This is a genomic window from Ahniella affigens (genome assembly GCF_003015185.1).
Lineage (GTDB): Bacteria > Pseudomonadota > Gammaproteobacteria > Xanthomonadales > Ahniellaceae > Ahniella > Ahniella affigens.
This window is the reverse complement of the sequence record NZ_CP027860.1, coordinates 1,792,966-1,814,410: the sequence shown is the minus strand read 5'-3', so window position 1 is coordinate 1,814,410 and position 21,445 is coordinate 1,792,966. Positions and strand designations below refer to the sequence as shown.

The 21,445-nt window shown below is 61.6% G+C and carries 13 protein-coding genes; 10 read left to right on the top strand and 3 right to left on the bottom strand.

What is annotated here, in order from left to right:
- Positions 1-891, top strand: a complete 891-nt coding sequence (locus C7S18_RS07075; RefSeq protein WP_106890896.1) for an alpha/beta fold hydrolase — start codon at positions 1-3, stop codon at positions 889-891.
- Positions 892-917: 26 nt separating this feature from the next.
- On the opposite strand, the gene C7S18_RS07070 is transcribed toward C7S18_RS07075, so the two are convergent.
- The 3 genes from C7S18_RS07070 to C7S18_RS07060 form a co-directional block, all read right to left on the bottom strand.
- Positions 918-1,322 carry a hypothetical protein gene (locus tag C7S18_RS07070; RefSeq protein ID WP_106890895.1) on the bottom strand — a complete coding sequence of 135 codons (405 nt, stop codon included), beginning with the start codon at positions 1,320-1,322 and terminating at the stop codon, positions 918-920.
- A 137-nt stretch (positions 1,323-1,459) separates the two neighbouring features.
- Complete coding sequence (pbpC, locus tag C7S18_RS07065) at positions 1,460-3,787, bottom strand: penicillin-binding protein 1C (protein WP_106890894.1); 2,328 nt, start codon at positions 3,785-3,787, stop codon at positions 1,460-1,462.
- A 10-nt stretch (positions 3,788-3,797) separates the two neighbouring features.
- A complete protein-coding gene (locus tag C7S18_RS07060; protein ID WP_106890893.1) occupies positions 3,798-9,566 on the bottom strand; it encodes an alpha-2-macroglobulin family protein in 5,769 nt (1,922 codons plus the stop codon).
- Positions 9,567-10,051: 485 nt separating this feature from the next.
- On the opposite strand from C7S18_RS07060, the gene C7S18_RS07055 reads away from it, so the two are divergent.
- The 9 genes from C7S18_RS07055 (at position 10,052) to C7S18_RS07010 (ending at position 21,291) form a co-directional block, all read left to right on the top strand.
- Positions 10,052-11,527, top strand: a complete 1,476-nt coding sequence (locus C7S18_RS07055; RefSeq protein WP_106890892.1) for a M20/M25/M40 family metallo-hydrolase — start codon at positions 10,052-10,054, stop codon at positions 11,525-11,527.
- Between the two features lie 6 nt (positions 11,528-11,533).
- Positions 11,534-12,016: a YajQ family cyclic di-GMP-binding protein gene (locus tag C7S18_RS07050; protein ID WP_106890891.1), complete on the top strand. Its 483-nt coding sequence runs from the start codon at positions 11,534-11,536 to the stop codon at positions 12,014-12,016.
- Between the two features lie 164 nt (positions 12,017-12,180).
- On the top strand, positions 12,181-14,460 hold the full coding sequence (locus C7S18_RS07045; protein WP_106890890.1) for a protein-disulfide reductase DsbD family protein: 2,280 nt from the start codon (positions 12,181-12,183) through the stop codon (positions 14,458-14,460).
- A gap of 2 nt (positions 14,461-14,462) precedes the next feature.
- Positions 14,463-14,978: a TlpA family protein disulfide reductase gene (locus C7S18_RS07040; RefSeq protein WP_146151804.1), complete on the top strand. Its 516-nt coding sequence runs from the start codon at positions 14,463-14,465 to the stop codon at positions 14,976-14,978.
- A gap of 141 nt (positions 14,979-15,119) precedes the next feature.
- Positions 15,120-16,490 carry an MATE family efflux transporter gene (locus tag C7S18_RS07035; RefSeq protein ID WP_106890888.1) on the top strand — a complete coding sequence of 457 codons (1,371 nt, stop codon included), beginning with the start codon at positions 15,120-15,122 and terminating at the stop codon, positions 16,488-16,490.
- 43 nt (positions 16,491-16,533) lie between these two features.
- The gene (locus C7S18_RS07030; RefSeq protein ID WP_206207993.1) at positions 16,534-17,115 is read left to right on the top strand and encodes a helix-turn-helix transcriptional regulator; all 582 of its coding nucleotides are present in this window, start codon (positions 16,534-16,536) and stop codon (positions 17,113-17,115) included.
- 177 nt (positions 17,116-17,292) lie between these two features.
- Positions 17,293-17,835: a DUF4199 domain-containing protein gene (locus C7S18_RS07025; protein ID WP_106890887.1), complete on the top strand. Its 543-nt coding sequence runs from the start codon at positions 17,293-17,295 to the stop codon at positions 17,833-17,835.
- Between the two features lie 403 nt (positions 17,836-18,238).
- Positions 18,239-18,781 (top strand): ECF-type sigma factor, encoded by a 543-nt coding sequence (locus C7S18_RS07015; RefSeq protein ID WP_170113156.1) that lies wholly within the window; start codon positions 18,239-18,241, stop codon positions 18,779-18,781.
- A 2-nt stretch (positions 18,782-18,783) separates the two neighbouring features.
- On the top strand, positions 18,784-21,291 hold the full coding sequence (locus C7S18_RS07010; RefSeq protein WP_106890884.1) for a serine/threonine-protein kinase: 2,508 nt from the start codon (positions 18,784-18,786) through the stop codon (positions 21,289-21,291).
- Positions 21,292-21,445 lie beyond the last annotated feature (154 nt).

Genomic DNA, 21,445 nt, shown 5'->3' with positions numbered 1-21,445 from the left:
ATGGCGACGCCTGCCGGCGCCAACCGGAGCCACGAGTTGCCGGCGGGCAGCGCCATCAAACTCGGCCCCCATCAGCTGTGGTTGCGTGATTCGGGACCGAGTGCGTTGCCAGTGTTGGTATGCCTGCACGGTTTCCCGAGTTCCGGCGCCGACTTCGGTCGCGTCTGGCCGTTGCTGGCGCCGCATTTTCGGTTGCTGGCGTTGGACTGGCTCGGGCTCGGCCAGTCCGACAAACCCCATCCGCATGACTACCGGATCGCCGACCAAGCGGATCTGATCGACACGCTGCTTAAGCAATTGCACATCACGTCTTGTGCCCTGCTCGCCCATGACTATGGCGACACAGTGACGCAGGAGTTGCTGGCGCGTCAGCAGTCAGCCGGTCGGCCCTATCACATCCGAGCGGTGGTCCTGCTCAACGGCGGTTTGTTTCCGGAGGCGCATCGGGCCCGCTTGGTGCAGCGTTTGCTGTGCCGACCGTTGATCGGCCCCATTCTGGCGCAACTGATTTCGGCATCGAGTTACGCCCGCTCGATGCGGGCCATATTCGGCCCTGCGACCCCGCCAGACACTGCGTTTCTCAATGAGAGCTGGGCCGCGTTGCATCCGCGCGCCGCACGCCGTGTGCTTCCGTCACTGCTCGGCTATTTGGCCGAACGTCGCCTGCATCGAACGCGCTGGCTCGCGGCACTGACTGACGCATCGATTCCTGTCCGCTTCATCGTTGGCATGGCCGACCCCATATCGGGTGCCCACATGGCTGCCCGATACGAGGCGTTGATACCACGCGCGGATATCGTCCGGCTCGACCGAATCGGACACTATCCACAATGGGAAGCACCCGAAGCCGTGGTTTCCGCTGCGCTGCCAATATTGCGCCCGGCTGCTTGATCCGTGCGTGTCGGGCGCGATCACGCCTACTCGCGTTTGAGTGCGATGCCAAACGTCGCGGTGGTAGCCGGATCGGCCTCCAACTCGAAGCGCGGCGTGCCCATTTCCGCCGCGATGACCACGGACGCGCGCTCCACCGTAACTTTGTACGCCGTTCGATCGAGCTTGCGGCTGAATTGGGCGCGGATATCACGAGCAACGCCATCGGGTGGGCGCCCCGCCTTGATCGGCACCGACACTGCAATCGGCGCCTGTTTTCGCGGCGTTACGGTAAAACCGAGCGCGCCATCACTCGCGGCCGGCGCCGTCACGTCGATTCGCCAAGTGCCGGCGAACGCGGCCTCCGGGTTTGCCGCAGCAACAGGCCAAGACAGCAGCGCTGCTAGCGCTGCGATTGGTACCCACCAATCAAACCGTCGTGTATGCGTCATACGAGTCCGTTCCCCGTCCGCTGCCAGTTCTGGCCAATCATAACCACGCTGAGAGCGCTTGATCACACAAAACGTTCGTGCCGCACAAGAATCCGCATGATCGTCTCGCACCGAAGTGGGGCCGACTCAGCTCTCGTTCAAAGACTGGAAAGCAACACTTTTACCGCCTGCTGCTGACTGTTGCCACTGGCGTCGCTGACCGAGATCAGGAACTCGCCACTTCGCACCGGCCGCCATTCAAGCGTTTCCTGCGGCCGACTCGTGCCAACCAGCGCGCCGTCGGCATACCAGTACAGCACCGATTGCTGGGAATCAGCGCTCGCCATCAGGCCGATCCGATCCGACTCGTGGCCCAGGACATAGGTACCGGTCCGCCGCGGCGACTGAATGATCGGCGCGCTACCGGCTTGTTGGGCACCGAGCAGGCAACTCGCAAGATCAGGCGGCGCCTGATCGCGAATACCGGCCTTGAGTCGGGACTCGCGGAGCTCGCTCGGCCAATACGCGTAGACGGCGCTGCGCGCGCCTTTCGGAATGGGCGACCCACAGACTGGGCGGCCATCCGTCGGTGAAAACCACACGCGCCGATGCACCGTGCTGACGGTAATGGCCGTCTTGCCTGGAATGAACCAGGTCGGCACGGTTTTGGGACAGTCAGCGTTAGGCAGCTCGCCGCTGGCCTGACACACCGCCACGCGGCGCAGATTGAGCGGCGTGCTGTCGATTGGGGCGCGAATCTGGTCGGGGGCCAGACTCAGTGCATCGACAATTCGGAAAAACAAGGGCGCCGCAGCCTGCACCCCAATCAAATTCGGATGCGCGGCGTGATCGGGCGTGCCCAGCCACACGATGAGGGCATAACGGCCAAACAGCCCGGCGGTCCACGCATCATGGAACCCCCAGGATGTTCCCGTCTTCCATGCGACCGGCAGTCGGCTTCGCAGACCATCCGGACGCGCGTGCTGCTCCAGCATGTCGCGAACAATAAAGCTTGCTTCCGGGCTCAACAGCGGCAGCGCCGGCGGCATCGGGTCAGAGGCAAGCAAGCGGAGACCGCGATGTCGGCCCTGATTCGCCATCATCGCATAGAGCCCGGCCAGTTCCTGGGCGCTCAGATCGCCACCACCCAGCACCAACGACAGCCCATAGTAGGACTCGCGGCGCAGATTGCGGACTTCAGCAGCGCGCAGCAAATCGTACAGATTGGGATGCTGCAAGCGGCTCGCGATCTGCACGGCGGGAATATTTCGGCTCCGGTTCAGCGCTTCCTGCGCACTGATCGGTCCGACAAATTCGCCGTCGAAATTTTCGGGTGAGAACTGCCCGAATCGGGTGGGCACGTCGCGCAGCACCGAGGCGGGATGCAGCCGACCTTGGTCAATGGCAATGCCGTAGAGCATGGGCTTCAAGGTGGATCCCGGGCTGCGTTGAATCTGCGTGCCATTGATCTGACCGCCGCGATCGTCGGCGAAATAGTCAGCCGAGCCAATCATCACGCGGATGTCCGCGTCGACCGTATCCACGAGCAAAACACTGCCGTTGCTGAAGCCTTGATTTTGATTCTGCCTGAGGAACTCGGCCAGAATGCGCTCCACCCGACTTTGCAAGGCCACATCCAGACTGAGGTCGATGTGGGTTCGCGACTCACCCCGCATGGCGATCAGCCGCAGTGCCTGATCGACCGCATGGGGCGCCAGAAATGGCAGATCAGCAGGCCGCCGCAAGACCGTATCGGCCTCGATCAAGCCACGAAATCGCGCGTCTTCGGGATGGCGCAGCAGCCAGTCCTCAAACAGACGCAAGCGTGCTGCGCGCGCCGCTGGCGTGAGTTGCAAGCCTTGCGGATGCGGCAACAGCCGCGGTCGCTGTGGCAGGACCGCAAGCGTCAGTATCTCAACGAGATTGAGCGCTTGCACCGGCTTGCCAAAATAGATGCGGCTCGCAGTCGCAAAGCCTTCAACGTTGCCAGCCATTGGCGCCAGATTGAGGTAAGCCTCCAGCACTTGGTCTTTGTTGTAGCTTGCCGAGATCACGAGCGCCGACGTCATCTGCGTCAGCTTGCCGCGATACGACTGCGTGTCCAGGCGTTCGGCGATTCGGGCCAGCTGCATCGTCAACGTCGATGCCCCGACCCGCGACTCCTGATCGCTGAGGCGCCAACTCAGTGCGCGCAAGGCAGCGACCGGATTGACGCCCGGGTGCCAGCGAAACCAGCGATCTTCCTTGAGCGCCAACGCTTCGACCAGCGCTGGCGGATAGTCGGCCAGCGGGACCCAAAGTCGATAGCGCTGATCAGACGCTAATGTCAGCCGCAGCAACGTGCCATCGCGCGCCCGCACCGCCGTTGAGCTGGGCTGATGACGGGACCATTCCGGATGCGGCACCGACCGCCAGATCACGAGCGCGACCGCAATCGCGCCGAGACTGATCACCAGGCGCCGGCAGCCAACAGAAAAGGCGTGCACGGCGCTGAACTCACTCCACCGTCAGAACCGTCGTTTCCGCACCGATGCTCTGTCGGCGCGGATCGTACATATCTTCGGCATAAGTCGGCGGCACGCGGAACTTGCCGCGTTGGGTCGCTTTGATGCGGTACTTGTAGGTCTGCATCGCCTCAGTGCCGCTGGCGTACAACACGAGTCGGTCCTCGCGGGCATCGAGAAATGTCAGCGCGCCCGGCTCAAAGGCGAGGAAGCGGGCCTCACGCGGCGCGTATTCGTCGGTCGGATATTCCTGCAACTCAAAGCCCGCTGGTAGCAGTTCGACGATGGCGAGTTGGCCATTGCGGAGATCGGTCGCGCGAATGCGGAGGCTGACTTCGATCTCGTCGCCCTCCTTCAAGGCGCCAATGGCTTTGCCATCCAGTGTCAAGTAGTCGCGGGCCAGCTCCAGGCCCTGTTGTTGCGGCGTCGCTGGCAGCTTCTTTTCGAATCCGGATTCGCGCAACGAATACCAGACTGGCAAAGCACCCTGATTCACAATGTTCAGCGCCACGGCCGGTTCCGGCCAATCGCCGCGAACATCGAGCTGCCGCTGCACGCCAAACATCCCGGACTTCTTGGCCGCGTCGAGCCAGGACAGGCTCAAGTCCTTACTACCGCCCAGATCGCTCAGACGTTGCGCCTGCGCGGCAAGCGCCAAGGCTGCGCTGCCGGCGCTGACGGTATTCATCAGGCGTTCGTTGACCGCGAGTTCCAGATGCGAGAACACATGCGACGGGAGGCCTTTGGCTTGTTCCGGGAAGTGACGGTACAGCACCATCAGCGCCAGATTGCGGGCCATGACCGGATTCACATAGCCGTCGATCTCGTAGCCTTTCGACGTGATTCCCGACTGGAACTCCTTGACCATGCCATTGGCATCCAACAGCGCGGTTTTTTGATCTTGGAGGAGCATCCGGATCGCTGCGCGCAGACTGCGCGAACCCAGTCCATCAGGCGCATCGGCGCGCTCGGACTGCAACAGCCCCTGCATCGGCAGCGTGACCACCTCGCCGCGCCGCGCCCGCACATACAGGCTGAGCCAGCGTTCAAAGCGTGGCACATTCTCGTCATCGGCGCTAAGTGATTGCAGGAAACCAAGATTCTTCTGAACCAGATCGCGCGGCACCAGCACGCCAGCGCTCTCAGCTTCCAAGAACATCAAACCCGCCCAGGCACTGACAAACACGTTGGCGTCTTCTTCAGCCACCCAAAGCCCCAGGCCGCCCGACTCGTTGCTCCGCGCACGAAGGACATCGAAGACGCCCGTCCAATAGTCGCCCGGCACGGGCTTGCTCGCGTAATCCGGGTAGCGCACGAGTAGCAAGCTGCCCATGGCCTGGCTGGCCAATTGCTCGCTGCACTGATGCGGAAAATCCTCCAGATTGGCATGGATGGCGCCGATCATCACCAAGGGCGTATGACCGGCGATCAGATCGCGCTTCGCGAAATTCGGCCACAATGCGCGCAGGCCATTCAGCGTCTTTTGCTTGCCGTCGAAGCGACCCAATTGCTGCTGGCCCTTGTAGGGCATCAATGGGCGCAGGCTGACTTCGAGGCTGCGGGTCGATCGGTCTACGCCCGAGCTTGCAGTGATCCGAATCCGACCCGCACCCAGCTGCTGTTCCGCCTTGATCTTCACGCGCAGGCTGGTCTCTTTGCCGGGGGCCAGACTCAGTGTTTGCTTGCCGGCACCGACAATGCTCAAGCCCTGGTCGGCCTGAATCAGCAATTCGGTTTCGGGCTTGCCGTTACCGGGTTCGCGATTGATGCTGAGGCCGAGTTCAAACTCATCGCCCGGCGACACAAAGGCCGGCGCGCTCGGACTCAACACAAATGGCGCGCGCACGTCGGTGGTTTTTTCGACGATACCGATCTGGTCGGGATTGACCGCAACCGCCATGACGCGCAGACGACCGTTGAACGAGTCCGGCACGGGCACGGCAAAGCTGGCGGTGCCATCGACATCCTGGATGCCGGCCCAATACACCGCAGGTTTGTCCAGTTTGCGCTTGAACGGATTCAGATGGCGCGCCAGCGCGCCCTCGGCGTCACCACCGGGTGCTGCCGTCAGCAAGCTGAATTCAGGCAGGACGAGGTCCAGAATCTGCGCGGTATTGACCTCAAGCTGACGCTTCGCAAAGAACGTGTCCTTGGGGTCGACGAGCCGATAGCCAGCCGCCTGCAGAATCCCCTCGTCCACCGCAAACAGCGCCACACGAGCCGGATTCGACGACGTCAGCTGCACTGGCAAGTCTTCGCCCGGACGGTGTTTGGCGGGCGCATCGATGGTCAACTGCAGGTTGCGCGGCGTGGTTTTGATCTTGAATGGCGCGGCGGCATAGCTCAACGGCGACATGAAGATCTCGGGCGAATCCAGTGCCCGCAGCAAATGTACGGTGACATACGCCTGACCTTCGAGATCCGCCGGCAACGCAATGGTCTGCACGCTGCGGGTCGCATCAATCTTGAACCACGCATGCGCCAGCACGTGCTCGCGTTCGATCGTGATGAGCCCAGCGCCGAGATACGGCGCCTCGATCGACACGCTCAGCGTCTCGCCCTGCTCCGGCTCCGGATTCAGCAGCTTCACTTTCAATTCGGCATTGCGATCCAGCGCTCGTGCCGTGTTGCCAGAACCGGCCACCGAAACCATCGACTCCAGAAGCTGGGTTTGTTCACGATCGAACACTCGTAAGCGGAACTCACCGGGTGTGGAAGTCGGTAGCTTCAGGCTCGCTTTGCCTTGTTTGAATGTGATGGGCTGGGCGAGGACCGGGATTTCCTTGAGGCGCGATTCGTAGCGGTAGAGATCGTCGTTACCACGCGTCAGAATCGACACGTAGCGCCGTTCGACCAGCTCAAACCGGAGGTCATCCGGGTCAACGGGCTTGCCATTTGCATCGATCGACAACCAGTGCACGCTGCGATCAGCATTGCGACTCAGCACCAGATTCTGTTCGTCAGCCTTGATGGCGAGCAAATAGGCGCGGCTGCTGATTCGACTGCTCAGGTCCGACATGACCGAGCGCCCGCCCTCGGCCTCAAACGCTTCGAGCATGACGTCCATCTGATAGATCGGCGTTTCGACTCCGGAAACACCCGGATCAAACTGCACGTGTCCTTGCTCGTCGGTCGTTACTTCGTCGAGATCAAACTCCTGCGTTTCGAAGTTGCTCGGCGTACGCGGAAATGCGTAATCCTCGAATCCCGGCAGCACGGGGTCTACCGGCCGCAACCGCACTTTCGCGGTAACCCGATTGCCGGTGGCACTGCCGCCAAACAGATGCTCCAGATCAGCTTCGACAAGAAGCCCATCAGGGCTCAACCAGAGCGCGCTCGCCACCGGGGCAAACCGGCTTTTCAGTTTCATCCGATCCGGCTGGAATTCCTTGACCCGCACCGTTGTCGTACCGAGATAGTCGGCGTTCACATGTTTGTCATCCAGCCAACGGACAAGCGACGCCTCATACGTGCCGGTCGGCGCAATGCCAGACAGTTCGTGGCTGAATTCATTGAAGCCCGACGCATCCAGCGCCAACGGCCGGCTCGCAACCATGATGCCGCGTGGATCAGTGAGTCTTAGTTCCAGCGGCGCGCCCACCGGCAGCGCCTGCCAGTCTTCGCGACGCACGATCGTGCCAAGATGCAGCGTTTCGCCTGGCCGATACATGCCGCGATCGGAGAACAGGTAGCCGCGCAACGTGCCCTTGTCGAGCGGCGTGGCCTCACCACCAATGTCGAAGCGCGAATAGTCCACTGCACGGCCATACTCCCGAAGCGGCAGGAAGCTCGCGTCTTCACCCGATTCAACAAGCAATAGCGTTGCCTCGCGTTCACGCACGAGGTTGTCGAAGTCCGGCAGACTGGCCACCCCGTCGCTGTTCGTCTGTACGTTGATCACGCGTGCGCCGTTGCGGGCCAGCACCGAGACCATCGCACCCGCGACGGGTGTGCCGCGACTCAGGCTTTGCACAAAGACCTGGCGCTTGCCGTCCTTCTCGGTCTTGGCGAGCACGCCAAGATCGGTGAGCACCACCAAGCGACTATCGCGGAGGCTGCTGCCATCGTCGTCGTAGTAATCGTAATAGTCATACGCCGAGAACGGATCATCCGACTCCTCGGCCTTCGACTCGACATCGTTCTGTGAGATCGCCCGCAGGCTGATCATGAACACGCCGCGCTTTTCAGGCGTCCAGTACTTGCCGAGATCCACACCGGAATAGCGGATCGCGCTACGGCTTTGCTCGGCGGGTGTTTCCAGAACTTCGCTGAATCGATCGGTCAGATCATCGCGCCCCAAACCGCGCAAGCTGGGCTTGGCCATTTGCCCATCATTGAACCGCACGAGATGATGCAGTTCTTCCGGACGAACGCGCGCCACTGTCAACTGTGCGAGCGGCACATTGCGCGACGCCACGCTGAGCCGCCGTTCACCGCGCAAGGAAAGCAATGCACCATCGCCCACGAACTGCAGCATTTTCGGGAAGTCGGGGGCACTGATCAGGGTCTGGTACTTCTTCGGCATCACAAAATTGCCGAACGACGTCAGGCCGCCGTCCACGTCCACCAATACTTGCCGACCTGGCTCCAGATTGATCCGGAAGCTGTGCGTGTCACTGACTTCGCGCTCGCCCGCAATCAAGTCGAGGCGCAGCGCCTCGCTCTGCTTTTGAATGGGCTCAGGAATGCTGCCCTGGTACCACACCGGATCGGGGTCTTTCTCAGTCACGGTCTTGATGGGCAGCAGTCGGAATCGGAGCTTCTTCATCAATGCCTGCTCATCGACTTCCTGATTCAGGCCCACCAACAACACTTGTTCGGGATTGCCCGCAGCATTGGTCACCACGGTGCTGTCGACCATTTGCACTACCAGGCTGTTGCGTGCCGGCAGACTGACCATATCCTCCATCGAGGATCCAGTGCCACTGCTACCGCGCATTGCAGTCAGGCCGGCGCCGACATTGAGGACAACCTGCCCGCCTTCATCCGGCAGCACCAACGGCGCGCTCTGGATCCGAGCACTCAAGCGATTCGGAGCATAGGTCAACGCATACTCGGGCTGGCTGACGGCCTTGCCTTTGGCATCGACCATTCTCAATTGCACGCGCGTTTCAAGGGCCGCGCTGTCAACCGGATGCGAGAACTTCAGCTCGAACAACGCGCGCTTGGTCTTCGGGTCGGTCGGGTCCTGATAGAACTCTCGGCTGCCAACGCTTGCGACGAAGGGTTCAGTCGTGAACTCAAAGCGCGTCTCGCCGAGCGGTCGTACCTTGGCACAGCAACTTTCGGGTTCGAGGCGGACCTCGTAAGTCTGACCAATCGCCCAATCATCGCTTGGCTCGAACGCCACATTGGTTTCGTCGGTCCAGACCCAGCGGCCATTCAAGGCGGGCTTCAGAATGAAACCCTTGGCTAGGTCCTTCGCGTCGATCGGTTTGGCTGGATGATCAAAATGCAACCGCAATGGTTTGATTTCCGGCGGCGACCGGACATAGTTCGTCAAACCCGGCGCTTCCAGACTCGCCGTCAAGTTCTCAGGCTCAGGCGGCTTTGGTCGCGATTGCCACCAATCGTAGCCCCACCAACCGGCGAGGATCGCCAACCCGAGCGCCAGCAAGGGCTTGAAGTTTGCCCGCAGCGCGCGGCCAAGCCGCTGCACCCAGCGCGGTGGTGTCCATTGCCATTCACCGGCAACCGCGGCAAACAACCTGCCGGCGAAGAAGCTCGCCCAGGTCCAGCCATCTTTCATCATTTGCCACATGGACACCGTCTCCCACGATCAGAGTTGAATTGGCCGGAATGCTGCAGTCGACCGCAGATGGCAGAGATACCAGACCGACAACGTCTGTGCATCCCTGAACCATTGCGGGCGACCTTTGGCCGGCCATAGTCACCATTGGAACCGGTTCCTGCGGGCAAGGTCGGGATCAAAGTCTGACTTTTCACGGCACAGCACGGGCCGACCGGTGGCATCGCGTTGAGCCGGTCGCGCCGATACCGGACGGTATCCCGGGGTGATCGGCACCGGCCTGATCCGGGGTTGTCGATGGAACGACAGCGTGCGCTGAAGGCGATCCGTGCATTGCCGACCCCAAATGGTCACCCCGACGCCATTATTGGTTTGATGGTCGGACGCGACGTTGCCAAAGTTTCGAATTCCTGGCGATCCAGCCAGTGACATTCGCTCATGGCGTGGGTTGAGTCCTTGCCCGTACAATCGCGGATTGCCAAACGTCTGGAACAACCATGCGCCTATTGACCGCAGCTCTGTTGTGCTTGCCTGTACTCGCTGCCCAAGCCGAAACGCCGAGCACGCTGCTCTCGCCAGAACTCAAGGCCCAGGCAGCCAGCTTGCAGGCCGCACTGGCGACGGACGACACGGCCTACCATTTGGTCGAGTCGCTGACGACCGAGGTCGGCGCGCGTGTCGCGGGTTCCGAAGCAGACGCCCGGGCCGTGGCCTGGGCCGAGAAGCATTTCAAGCAATTGGGTTTTGACAAAGTGACGCTGGAGCCCGTGCGCTTTCCGGTCTGGCGGCGCGGCGATATCCGGATTTCCGTTCTGGGCGATTCGCCACAGTCGCTGCATGCGATCGCGCTCGGCTGGTCCAAGTCCACACCTGAGGCCGGCCTGAGCGCCGAAGTCGTGGCGTTCGACGACCTTGATGCGCTCAGTGCCGCCAGCCCGGAGCAACTCCAAGGCAAAATTGCGTATGTCTCGGCACGAATGGAAAAGCGCCGCAATGGCGGTGACTACGGGCGACGCGTCGCCGCACGTTCGAGTGGTGCCGAGATTGCCGCCAGCAAAGGCGCGGTGGCATTGCTGATCCGCTCCATTGGTACCGACTCGGACCGGCTCCCGCATACAGGCATGGGTATCTGGCTCGGCGGCATCAAGCCGGGCACGCCTGCGAGCGACCGGGCAATGGTCCTGAGCAACGGCGAGCGCGTCGCGCTGACCGCGGTCCCAGCCGCCGCATTGAGCAACCCGGACGCCGACCAATTATCCCGACTGCTCAAGCTCCAACCCAAGCTCAAACTGCACTATCAATTGGCGGGCCAATACGTCGGTGAGTACACGTCGCACAATGTTGTGGGTGAAATCACCGGCAGCACCAAACCCGAAGAAATCATCGTCGTAGGCGGCCACTTGGACAGCTGGGATGTGGGCACCGGTGCGATTGACGATGGCGCTGGCGTGGCGATCACCGCCGCTGCGGTTGCCGCGATCAAGAAGCAGGGCCTGCGTCCCGCGCGAACGTTGCGTGTCGTCGCCTTTGCGAACGAAGAGCAAGGCGTATGGGGCGGCAAAGCCTACGCCCGCGCACATGCGGCGGAACTCGCCAACCATGTGGGTGCCGCGGAGTCCGACTTCGGTGCGGGCCGCATCTATCGAATCGACGCTGGCGTACCGGCTAAAGATTGGCCGCTGGTCCAAGAGATCCAGGCGGCACTCGACCCGCTGAACATTGAGCTCGGTGGTCAGGACGCAGGCGGCGGCGCCGATCTGAGTGGCATGCGCGATGCGGGCGTCCCGATGTTTGAGCTGCTGCAGGACGGCACCGACTATTTCGATTTGCATCACACCGACAACGATACGCTGGACAAGATCGATCCGGCTGCACTGCGGCAGAATGTGCAGGCCTATGCCACGTTCCTCTGGCTGCTCGGCAATGCGCCACAACGGGTGCAGACCAATTTCGTCCCAACGCCAACGCCCTGAATCGTCATGCCCTCATTCGACATCGTTTCCGAAATCAACAAGCACGAACTGACCAACGCCATCGATCAGGCGAGTCGCGAATTGGGCAACCGCTTTGACTTTCGCAATACCGACGCGAAGTTCACGCTGGATGACCTGACCATCGAGCTGTCGGCACCCAGTGATTTTCAGCTTGAACAAATGCGTTTGATCCTGCGACAGCGGCTCTCTGCCCGGAACATCGATTCGCGTTGTCTGGAGTTCAAGGACCCCGACATCAATCTCGCGAAAGCCACGCAAAAGGTCTTAGTCCAGCAAGGCATTGAGCAGGCCAAAGCAAAGAAGATCATCGCCAAGCTGAAAGAATCGAAGATCAAGGTCGAAGCGCAAATCAACGCCACCAAAATCAAAGTCACGGGCAAAAAGCGGGACGACTTACAACTGGCCATCGCGCTGTTGCGCGGCGAGGATTTTGAGCTGCCACTGCAGTTCGAAAACTTCCGCGACTGATTATTGGCCGGAGCTCAGGTACCGGTCTGAACTTCTCGGGCCGAATGTGGTCGGAGCCACTCCGGTGGTGCCCGCCAGTCAAGACTGGGTCACTGCCGGTCGCCGTCAGCAACGGGCCGCTATCCCGGTCTGTTCGAATACCTCAAGTTACTGGACGCCTTTACATGAACTGGACGAGCCGACTGCCGACCGCCCTGCTCGGGCTTTGCCTGGCACTACCGATGTTGGCTCATGCAGCCAGCGAGAGCGATCTATTGCCTGTCGATGAGGCGTTTCAACTCTCCACACGCGCGCTGAATCGCGACGAGATTGAAGTCGCCTTCAAGATCGCGCCCAGCTATTACCTGTACCGGGAGCGGATGAAGGTTGAGTCCGCTGACCCAGCCGGCTTCTCGATTGTTGAAGCGCAATGGCCAAATGGCGACCCGAAAGAAGACGAATTCTTCGGGCATGTCGAGACGTATCGCCTCAACGCGGCCGGGACCGTGATTGGCCAAGCCGCGCCAACCTTGGCCGAGGTCAGTCTCAAAATCAGCTACCAGGGCTGTGCCGACATCGGCATCTGCTATCCACCGCAGCGCCGGACCGTGACGGTCGCGTTGCCCGCACAAGCGCCCGCGAACCCCGCTGGGTTTTTGCCGGGTACGAGCCCTGGCTTGGGCGACACGAGTATCGCAACCGCTGGTGGTGCGTCCAGCAATCCTCTGGCCGGTCTCGGTCAGACGACATCGGTACTGGGCGCGACGGACGCGCTACCACTGCCTGAGGACCAAGCCTTCCAGTTCGAGGCAATCGCTGAAAGCAGCACCGAGTTTCTGCTGCGCTTTACGATGCCGCCAAACTACTACTTGTATCGCGATCACAGCCGCTTTGAGCTGGTCGATCCAAACGTCGGCACCTTGGGTTCGCCCCTCTGGCCCGCGGCACAGACGATACAGGACCCCGAATTCGGCGCGGTGCAGGTATACTTTGATCTGGTGGAAGTCCCGCTGCGCCTCGCGCGCCGCGATGGTGCACCCACCGTTGTGGCATTGAAAGGTTTCTATCAGGGTTGCATCAAGGACGGCATCTGCTATCCGCCCATGGAACGCACGCTGCAGGTCGAGTTCCCAGCCGCGAGTGCGGGCGAACTGACCAAGGTCGCGGAACTGATCGCCGATGAAGCCGCGCCCGCCAAAGCCCCGACGGCGACAAGTATTCAGACGCCTGAACCAAATGCTGGCAGCCTGCCCGCGCTGACCTTCTGGCAGGCGCTGCTTGCGGCCTTGCTCGGCGGTCTGGTGTTGAATCTGATGCCCTGCGTTCTGCCGGTACTGTCACTCAAAGCCATCAGCCTGGCGAGCAGTGGCGAAACCCCCGCCAAAGCGCGAGCGCATGCGCTTTGGTACACAGCGGGCGTGCTGAGCTCGTTTGCGGTGGTCGGCCTGCTCGTGATTGCCTTGCGTTCGGGCGGTGCCGCGCTTGGCTGGGGGTTCCAACTACAGCAGCCCATCTTTGTGGGTTTGATGGCCTACGTCATGCTGGCCTTGGGCTTGAGCCTGTCGGGCCTCATCCTGATTGGCGCGGGCTTGGCCAACATCGGGTCCAATCTGGCCGACCAAAGCGGTGCCAAGGGCGACTTCTTTACGGGCGTTCTGGCGGTGGTGGTCGCGAGTCCGTGCACTGCGCCCTTCATGGGCGGCGCACTGAGCTTTGCGTTCAATCAGTCGCCATTGGTGGCCTTGATCGTGTTTCTGGCACTGGGCTTGGGTCTGGCGCTGCCCTTCCTGCTCGTCGGGTTTGTGCCGGCGCTCGCGCATCGGCTGCCAAAACCAGGCGCCTGGATGGACACGCTGAAGCAGTGGCTTGCGTATCCGCTTTACATCACCGCGGTGTGGCTGGCCTGGGTGCTTGGCCATCAGCGCGGCGTGGATGCCATGGCCATCTGGCTCATTGGTGCATTGGCCCTTACGGCCGGTCTCTGGTGGTGGGAGAAGAACCGCTTTGCCGATCGGCAATGGTCGCGGCATCTGCTTGCAGCGCTTTTGGTCGCCGCCAGCCTCTGGGCATTGTGGACCATTCATCGCCTACCCGCAGACGCGCCCGCACAGAACACGTCGCAATTCGCTAAACCCTACTCTGCCGAACTGCTGACCCAACTGCGCGGCGCGCAAACGCCGGTGTTCGTCAACATGACGGCCGACTGGTGCGTGAGCTGCAAGGTCAATGAGCGGAGCACGCTCAGCGGTGATCGTTTCAAGCAAGCCCTGGCAGACACCGGCACCGTGTATCTGAAGGGCGACTGGACCAACGAAGACCCGACGATTACCGCCTTCCTGAAAGAACATGGCGCGGTCGGTGTGCCACTGTACGTCTTCTATGCCAAAGGCTCGTCGGATGGCGTCGTTCTGCCCGCGATTCTGACGCCTGATCTCGTGGATCGGACCATCCGCGGGGAGCCGTGAGTTTGTCGCGACTGTTGCCGCTTCTTGTGCTGTTGATTGCCACCGCTGCGGGCGTCGGCGGCTTCTGGTTCGGCCGCTCGGTGCGAATGAACCAAATGACTCAGGGTCAGGAAGCACTGGTCGGTCGGGTGGCCCCCGACCTCAAGCTTACCGACCTCCACGGCAACACGGTCTCGCTGACGTCGTTCCGCGGCAAAACGGTCCTCGTCAACTTCTGGGCCACGTGGTGCCCGCCGTGTGTCGAGGAATTGCCGCTGCTCGATGCATTGAGTGACGACATGGCGGTGGTCGGCATTGCGGTAGACTTGCCGGAGGCGGTGCCTCCCTTCTTGGCAGCGCATCCTGTTCGGTATCCCATCTGGCTTGCCGACCAAGATCAGAGCAATCCGGCATTGGCTTTCGGCAATCAGTCTGGCGCTCTGCCTTACAGCGCGCTGCTCGACGCCGAGGGCCGCATTGTGCGAGTCAAGCTCGGCCAGTTGCATCCGGAAGAGATTCCCGGATTTGTAGACGATTGATTGCGGACTGGTGGTCCGAGCGGCGGATGTCTCAATTCGCGATACCGGCGACACTGTTCTGAGCGTCGATCTGCCCGATCTTCTGTTGATTGCCTGCCGCGGTACCTCGCAATACCGTGCCGACCTACCCGGAGTGAACACATGGCGGATTTGACGCAAGGCTCGTTGCATCACCAGATCGCTCGCATGGCCAGCACCATGCTGGTCGGGATGGTGTTTCAGACGCTTTACTACTTGGTCGACCTCTACTTTGTTGCGGGCGTGGGCACGGCCGCAGTCGCTGCAGTCAGCCTGATCGGCAATCTGATGATGATCACAGTCGCGCTGACACAAGCGCTGACCGTGGGGGCCACCAGCCTGATTGCACGAGCGTTTGGTAGCAAGGATTTTGCCTTGGCCAACCGGCTGTTCAATCAAACGCAGGTGCTGGCGGTGCTGACGGGCGCTGTGTTTGTGACCGTGCTGATGCTTGGTCGGCATGCGTTTGCAGAGCGCTTCGCTGCCGATGCCGAGACCGCCGCCGCCGCAGTCGCCTATTTGAACTGGTTTGTGCCGGCTTTGGGGCTGCAGTTTCTGATTGTGGCCATGGCCGCGGCGCTTCGGGGCGCGGGCGAAGTCAAGGGTCCCATGCTGGTGCAGGTGGTGTCACTGATCATGAACACCGTCCTGGCCCCCGTGCTGATCGCAGGCTGGGGCACAGGCAAGCCGATGGGCGTTGCCGGTGCCGGACTGGCGACCTTCCTATCTGTGCTATTCGCTGGCCTGCTGCTGCTTGTGTTCGTGCGGAAACGCCACGATGTGCTCGATTTCAATTGGGCGCACAGCATTCCGGATTGGGCGTTGTGGCGCAAACTGTTATCCATCGGCCTGCCCAGCGGTGCCGAGTTTCTGCTCATCAGTGTCTATTCCCTGGTCATCTACTACCTGATCCGTGATTTCGGCGCGCATGCCCAGGCTGGATTCGGTCTCGGCATGCGGATCATGCAAGCAGGCTTCTTGCCGGCTTTAGCGGTGGCGTTTTCAGTCGGACCGATTGCGGGACAGAACTTTGGTGCTGGAAAACTCGAACGGGTTCGCGCCACATTCAAGGCGGGCGCGCTTTGGGTCAGCATCCTGATGCTTCTGTTTGTGTTGGCTTGTCATGTGTTGCCGGACTCGCTGTTCACACCGTTTTCCCAAGATCCTGCCGTTATCACCGTCGGCGCGGGCATGCTCGCCGTGCTGTCCTACAACTTTGTCGCAGCGGGTTTGATCCTGGTGGTCGGCGGCATGTTTCAGGCACTTGGGAACACCGTCCCATCCATGCTTGCTTCGGCATCGCGCCTCATCCTGTTTGTTGGGCCTGCGGTTTGGATGGTCGGCCAATCGTGGTTTCGGTTGACCCATCTCTGGTGGTTGTCGGTCGGCACGCAACTGATTCAGTTGTTCATTGCCCTGCTCCTTTTGCGCCGCGAATTCCGACGCCGTCTCGTACCGCCCGGGTCCGGCGCTACAGCAATGCCGTCAGTCTGAGCCGGCAACTTGCCACCTGCGGTCGCGCTGCCGACAATGGTGCATGGCTTCCGACCCGAACCCCAACCCGTTGACCGCGCCGCCCGCATCCGAGGCAACGCCCGTGGCACCAACCCCGCAGCGGAATCAATCGGCGCCGCGCCGGCTGCCGCTCAGCGCGAGGGTCAAGTCACTGCGCCAACAATGGCTTCGCCAAGCTCCGGAATGGCTGACCCTGCTGATTTATGGCCTCGCCCTGGCCTTGGGCGTCACGGTGCTGAACACGCTTGACTATGCGTTCCGCGCGCGGATGTACCCGAGCGAAATCTACCTGGGCTTGCTCGCGTTGGGGTTTCTCGCGGTCGGTATTTGGGCGGGGATGTGGCTCGTGCAGCGCAAGGCCCCCAAGACGGAGCGCGCCGAGCCGGGTAACGAGGCCGCGCAGGCGAGTCTTGGCATCAGCGGCCGCGAGTTGGAAGTCCTGAAGGCGCTGGCCGAAGGTCTTGCGAACAAGGAGATCGCACGCCAGTTGGACATTTCGCCGAACACGGTCAAGACCCACGTCTCACGACTGTTCGAGAAACTTGACGCTGGGAATCGGACCGAAGCGGTCAATCGTGCCCGCGGCCTCCGCATTCTCCCGTAGTTTGATTGCCCGAATGGGCCCCACGGACCACCCTGCCCGCATCCTGATCCGGCCCGACTGACGTCAGCCAACCTGCTGATTTGACTGAAATCACCCATTTGGGCGATTGTTGCCGCAGGGCCGATCGGGCCTGATTGCCGAGCCGCATACTTGGCCAATTCAAAGGGAGACCCTGTCGTGAAGAACCTGATTCTGAAATACGGCCTGATGGCCGGTGTGATCGTTGCCCTGCCAATGGGGTTCATGACAGTGGTGATGGGTCACGACCTCCCCATGGCGTGGGGCATGGTCATTGGCTACACGTCCATGTTGCTCGCGTTCAGCCTGATTTTTGTTGCGACCAAGCGCCACCGCGACCTGAACTTGGGGGGCGTCATCCGGTTCTGGCCGGCCCTTGGAATGGGGCTCGCGATTACAATCGTTGCCAGCCTGATCTACTCGATCACCTGGGAAGTGATCACGATGAGCACCGATATGAACTTCATGGAAAGTTATACCAAGGCGGTGCTGGCACAGGAACAGGCGCGCGGGGCGAGTCCAGAAGTATTGGCCCAGAAAGCGGCCGAAATGGCGGAGTTTGCCAAGATGTACGCAAAGCCCTGGTTCCGCTTCATGATGACGTTGACTGAGATTCTGCCCATTGGGATTCTCGTGTCGCTGATCTGCGCGATCCTGATCCGTCGACCTGGGTTCATGCCGGCGCGTCCGGCCAGTGCTTGATCCGGCGCCCACCATGCAGACATGAGCCGCGATCGCGAGTCCGTTTGCAATCGGACTTGCGATCGGGTTCGAGTTACCCAAAGCGACCGTGACGCTCATGCCATAGATCGAGCACAAACATGTTGGCGCCATCGCCGCCTGATGCGGCCACTTTGACCCGACCTTTGGCGCCGAACCGCGGATCAGGAAATCCTTCTTGCGTCGCAGCTACAGCCGCTGTCGACCATCCGCAGCTCAGCGGCAAGATCGCGGCTCCCAAGCATCGGCAACTCGATTGAATCAGCGTCACGACGATTGCATTCTGCACTTATCTGGAAGGGGTCTGGACCAGAGTACGGAATTCGAGGGCAAGCGGGATCATGCGTTATGCTGAATGGGCCGTACGCGCTGGAGCCAGGCCCCCATGGACGAATCCGACATCACTGCCCGACTTAATGATCGCGACGGCGATCTGGCGCCGGAGGTGTACGCGCGCTTGCGCGCGCTCGCGCAGCGTCAAATCGCCGGCCACCGCGCATCGGCCACGCTGAACGCTACGGCCTTGGTCAACGAGGCGTGGCTCAAGCTGTCGGAGTATCCGCAGGAATGGCAGAGCCGCAGTCATTTTCTGGCGGCGATGGCCCGAGTCATGCGGCACGTATTGATCGATCGTGCCCGCGAACTGCTCGCTGAGCGCCGCGGCGGCGATCAACAACGCATCAGCTTTGAACATGCCGAACGCGAACCGAGCAGCGAACTCGATCTCGCTGATTTGCTGGCGCTGGACGAGGCATTGAGCACGTTGCGTGACATGGACCCAAGGCTGGAACGCGTCCTCGAGTTGCGCTTGTTCGGCGGCCTCAGCACCGAGGAAACGGCTGCACATCTTGGCGTGTCCGAACCCACGGTCAAACGCGACCTGAGGGCGGCGCGCGCGTTCCTCGGCACACGGCTGAAGTTCGAGTAGCGATGGATCCGAAACGCTTCCAGATGGTCCGCGAGGCTTTCGATCTGTTGGCCGAACTCGATGCGGTCGAAGCTCGGCAAAAACTCGAATCATTGGCGCTTGATTCAACCCAGAAGCAACTTCTGACCGACATGCTGAACTCCGATGCGCGTGTCCTGGAATTGCGGCTCGATCATCCCGACCAACTCGTCTTGCCAGTACTGGCCAGTAGTTATGTCGGCAAACAGATCGGCCCCTGGCAGATCGAGCGTGTGCTGGGCATGGGCGGTATGGGTCGCGTGTTCCTGGCCCGACGCCACGATGGATTGTTCGACGGCCAGGTGGCGATCAAGTTCTTGAACGAGCAAAGCGCTGGCAACTTGTTTGCGAAAGAACGCGCCGCACTGGCCCGGCTCAATGCGCCTGGGATCGCCCGATTGATCGATGCGGGCAACGATGATCAAGGTCGCGCCTATTTGGTCATGGAGTATGTGGCCGGCGCGTTGATCGATGCCTGGTGCGACCAGCAGCACGCATCGGTGCGCGCGCGCATTGGTCTGATGATCGAAACACTGCATGCGATTGCCCATGCGCACAGCCAACTGGTCCTGCATCGCGATCTCAAGCCTTCGAACTTGATCGTCGATGCATCTGGCCGGGTCAAGGTGCTGGATTTCGGTATCGCCAAGCTCCTGGATGGTGAGGATTCCGATTTTCAGGCGACCGCTGCCCGCTATTTTACGCTGCGGTATGCGGCGCCCGAGCAGATCAGTGGCGAGCCGATCGGCATTGGGACCGATTTGTTTGCCCTCGCCATCGTACTGTACGAGCTGTTGACCGATGCGCACCCGTTTCTGACCGACGAATCCGAGCGACACCAACTGGCCGAACGCGTGTTGACCGGCCAACCGATTCCGCTCTCCCGCCGAACCGCTGCGGCGTCGCTGACAGAGGCCCTTGGCAGCTCAGGCCTGCGCGATCTCGACGCAGTCCTGCAACGAGCCTTGGATCGGCAGACCGAACGGCGTTTTCGGAGCGCGATGGACTTTGCCGAAGAACTGGATCGCATCCTGTTGGATCAGCCGGTACTCAGCCGGCGCCCGGGCTGGTGGGCTTTGGGGCTTCGGCAGATACGCCGACATCCGTGGATCAGTCTGGGTACATTGTTGGCGCTGAGCGGTCTGTTCATCAGTGCGGTCATCGCGTTTCAGCAGCGGGCCGAGGCCAGACGCGAGCGCGATCTGGCGCGTCACCAGGCAGCGCGGGCCGAGCGCATGGCAGGTTTTCTCAGTAGCTTGTTTGAGTCCGCACAACCGCGTCACTCCGCTGGGCAAACGCCAACCGTCGCCGACTTGCTGGAACGCGGGCAACAGAAACTGCATGAGGAAACGAACGACGACCCGCTGCTCCAAGCACGGCTCACCGTGTCGTTGGCGGACACATGGCGCGCGCTGGGCCAGCTTGAACGGGCTGAAGCGCTGCTCGAGGAACTGATTGCGCAAAATCCCGCACTGAATGAAGACCACAAGCTGGCCGCCGAAGCGTATGCCGCGCTGGCGAAAGTGCGGTCATTCCGGGCCGACTGGTCGGCGGCGTTGACCGCGCTGGATGCCGCGGACCGTGCGCTCGAGCAGGTTCCCGGCGAACCGGTGCTGCGCGCCAACATTCTGAAGCAACGCGCCATGGCGCTGATGAACACGGATCGGCTCGACGCTGCCAAGCCCGTGATTGCCAAGGCGCGCGACTTGCTGCTGCCCTTGGCCGATTCGGAGCCGGAGGCCCTCATCGGAGCCGAGGCATTGTTGGCCACCGCCGCGTATTTGTCTGGTGAGCTGACCCAATCCCGCGATGCGTTTCTTCGAATTGTCGCGATGGAGCGCCAGATGGGCCCTGGCCGACAAGCAGGACTGGTTACGAACCTCAACAACCTCGCGGCTATTGAGGCACGCATCGGTTTGCTGGACGACGCCGTCACCCACTACCGGGAGGCGGTAAACGTTGGCGACCGCACCTTTGGTGCCGACCATCGCGAGGCGGCGCTGCCGCGCCTCGGGCTCGGTATGGCGCTGCGCCAGTTGGGTGAGGCCACGCCGGCCATCGAGCAGCTCCAACAATCGGCAGCGATCTACCAAACCTGGTCCGGCCCGGAACACCCTGAAAGCCGGTACGCCGATCTGTTGTTGGCAGAAACGCTGTGGCTGAACGGCGATCACCGCGTGGCCAAAGTCGCATTGCAGCGCGTGCTGGCTGACAACCCGATGACGCCGTTCCAAAACGGTGAGCGCGATTGCCGGGCGCGTTGGCTTGCTTATGCCTTGCAACTGCCCGATATCGCCCCGCGACGACCCGACGCCGCGATGCAAAGCTGCCGGCAAGCCCTGGCGGCCGACACCAGTTTGCGTGTGTTGCTCGACTGGCTGGACGGCGGGCCTTCGGCCGATCGGCAAGCGCTACGCGACCGGGCGAACACCTTGAAGGCGCCCGACCGGATGCTCAGCAACGCTTTGCAACGGGAGTCAGGTGGCCGATGACCGCCCTGGCCCGCACGCGACCTTGAAACGTTCTGTCTGCCAGCAAGTCGTGCATGCGGTTCTTTGGGTATCGGCGTTTGATGATATGGCCGCATTCGACGGAAAAGCCCCCGTGCCCGGGCTATCGTCACACGGCATAATGGTATGAAACCAC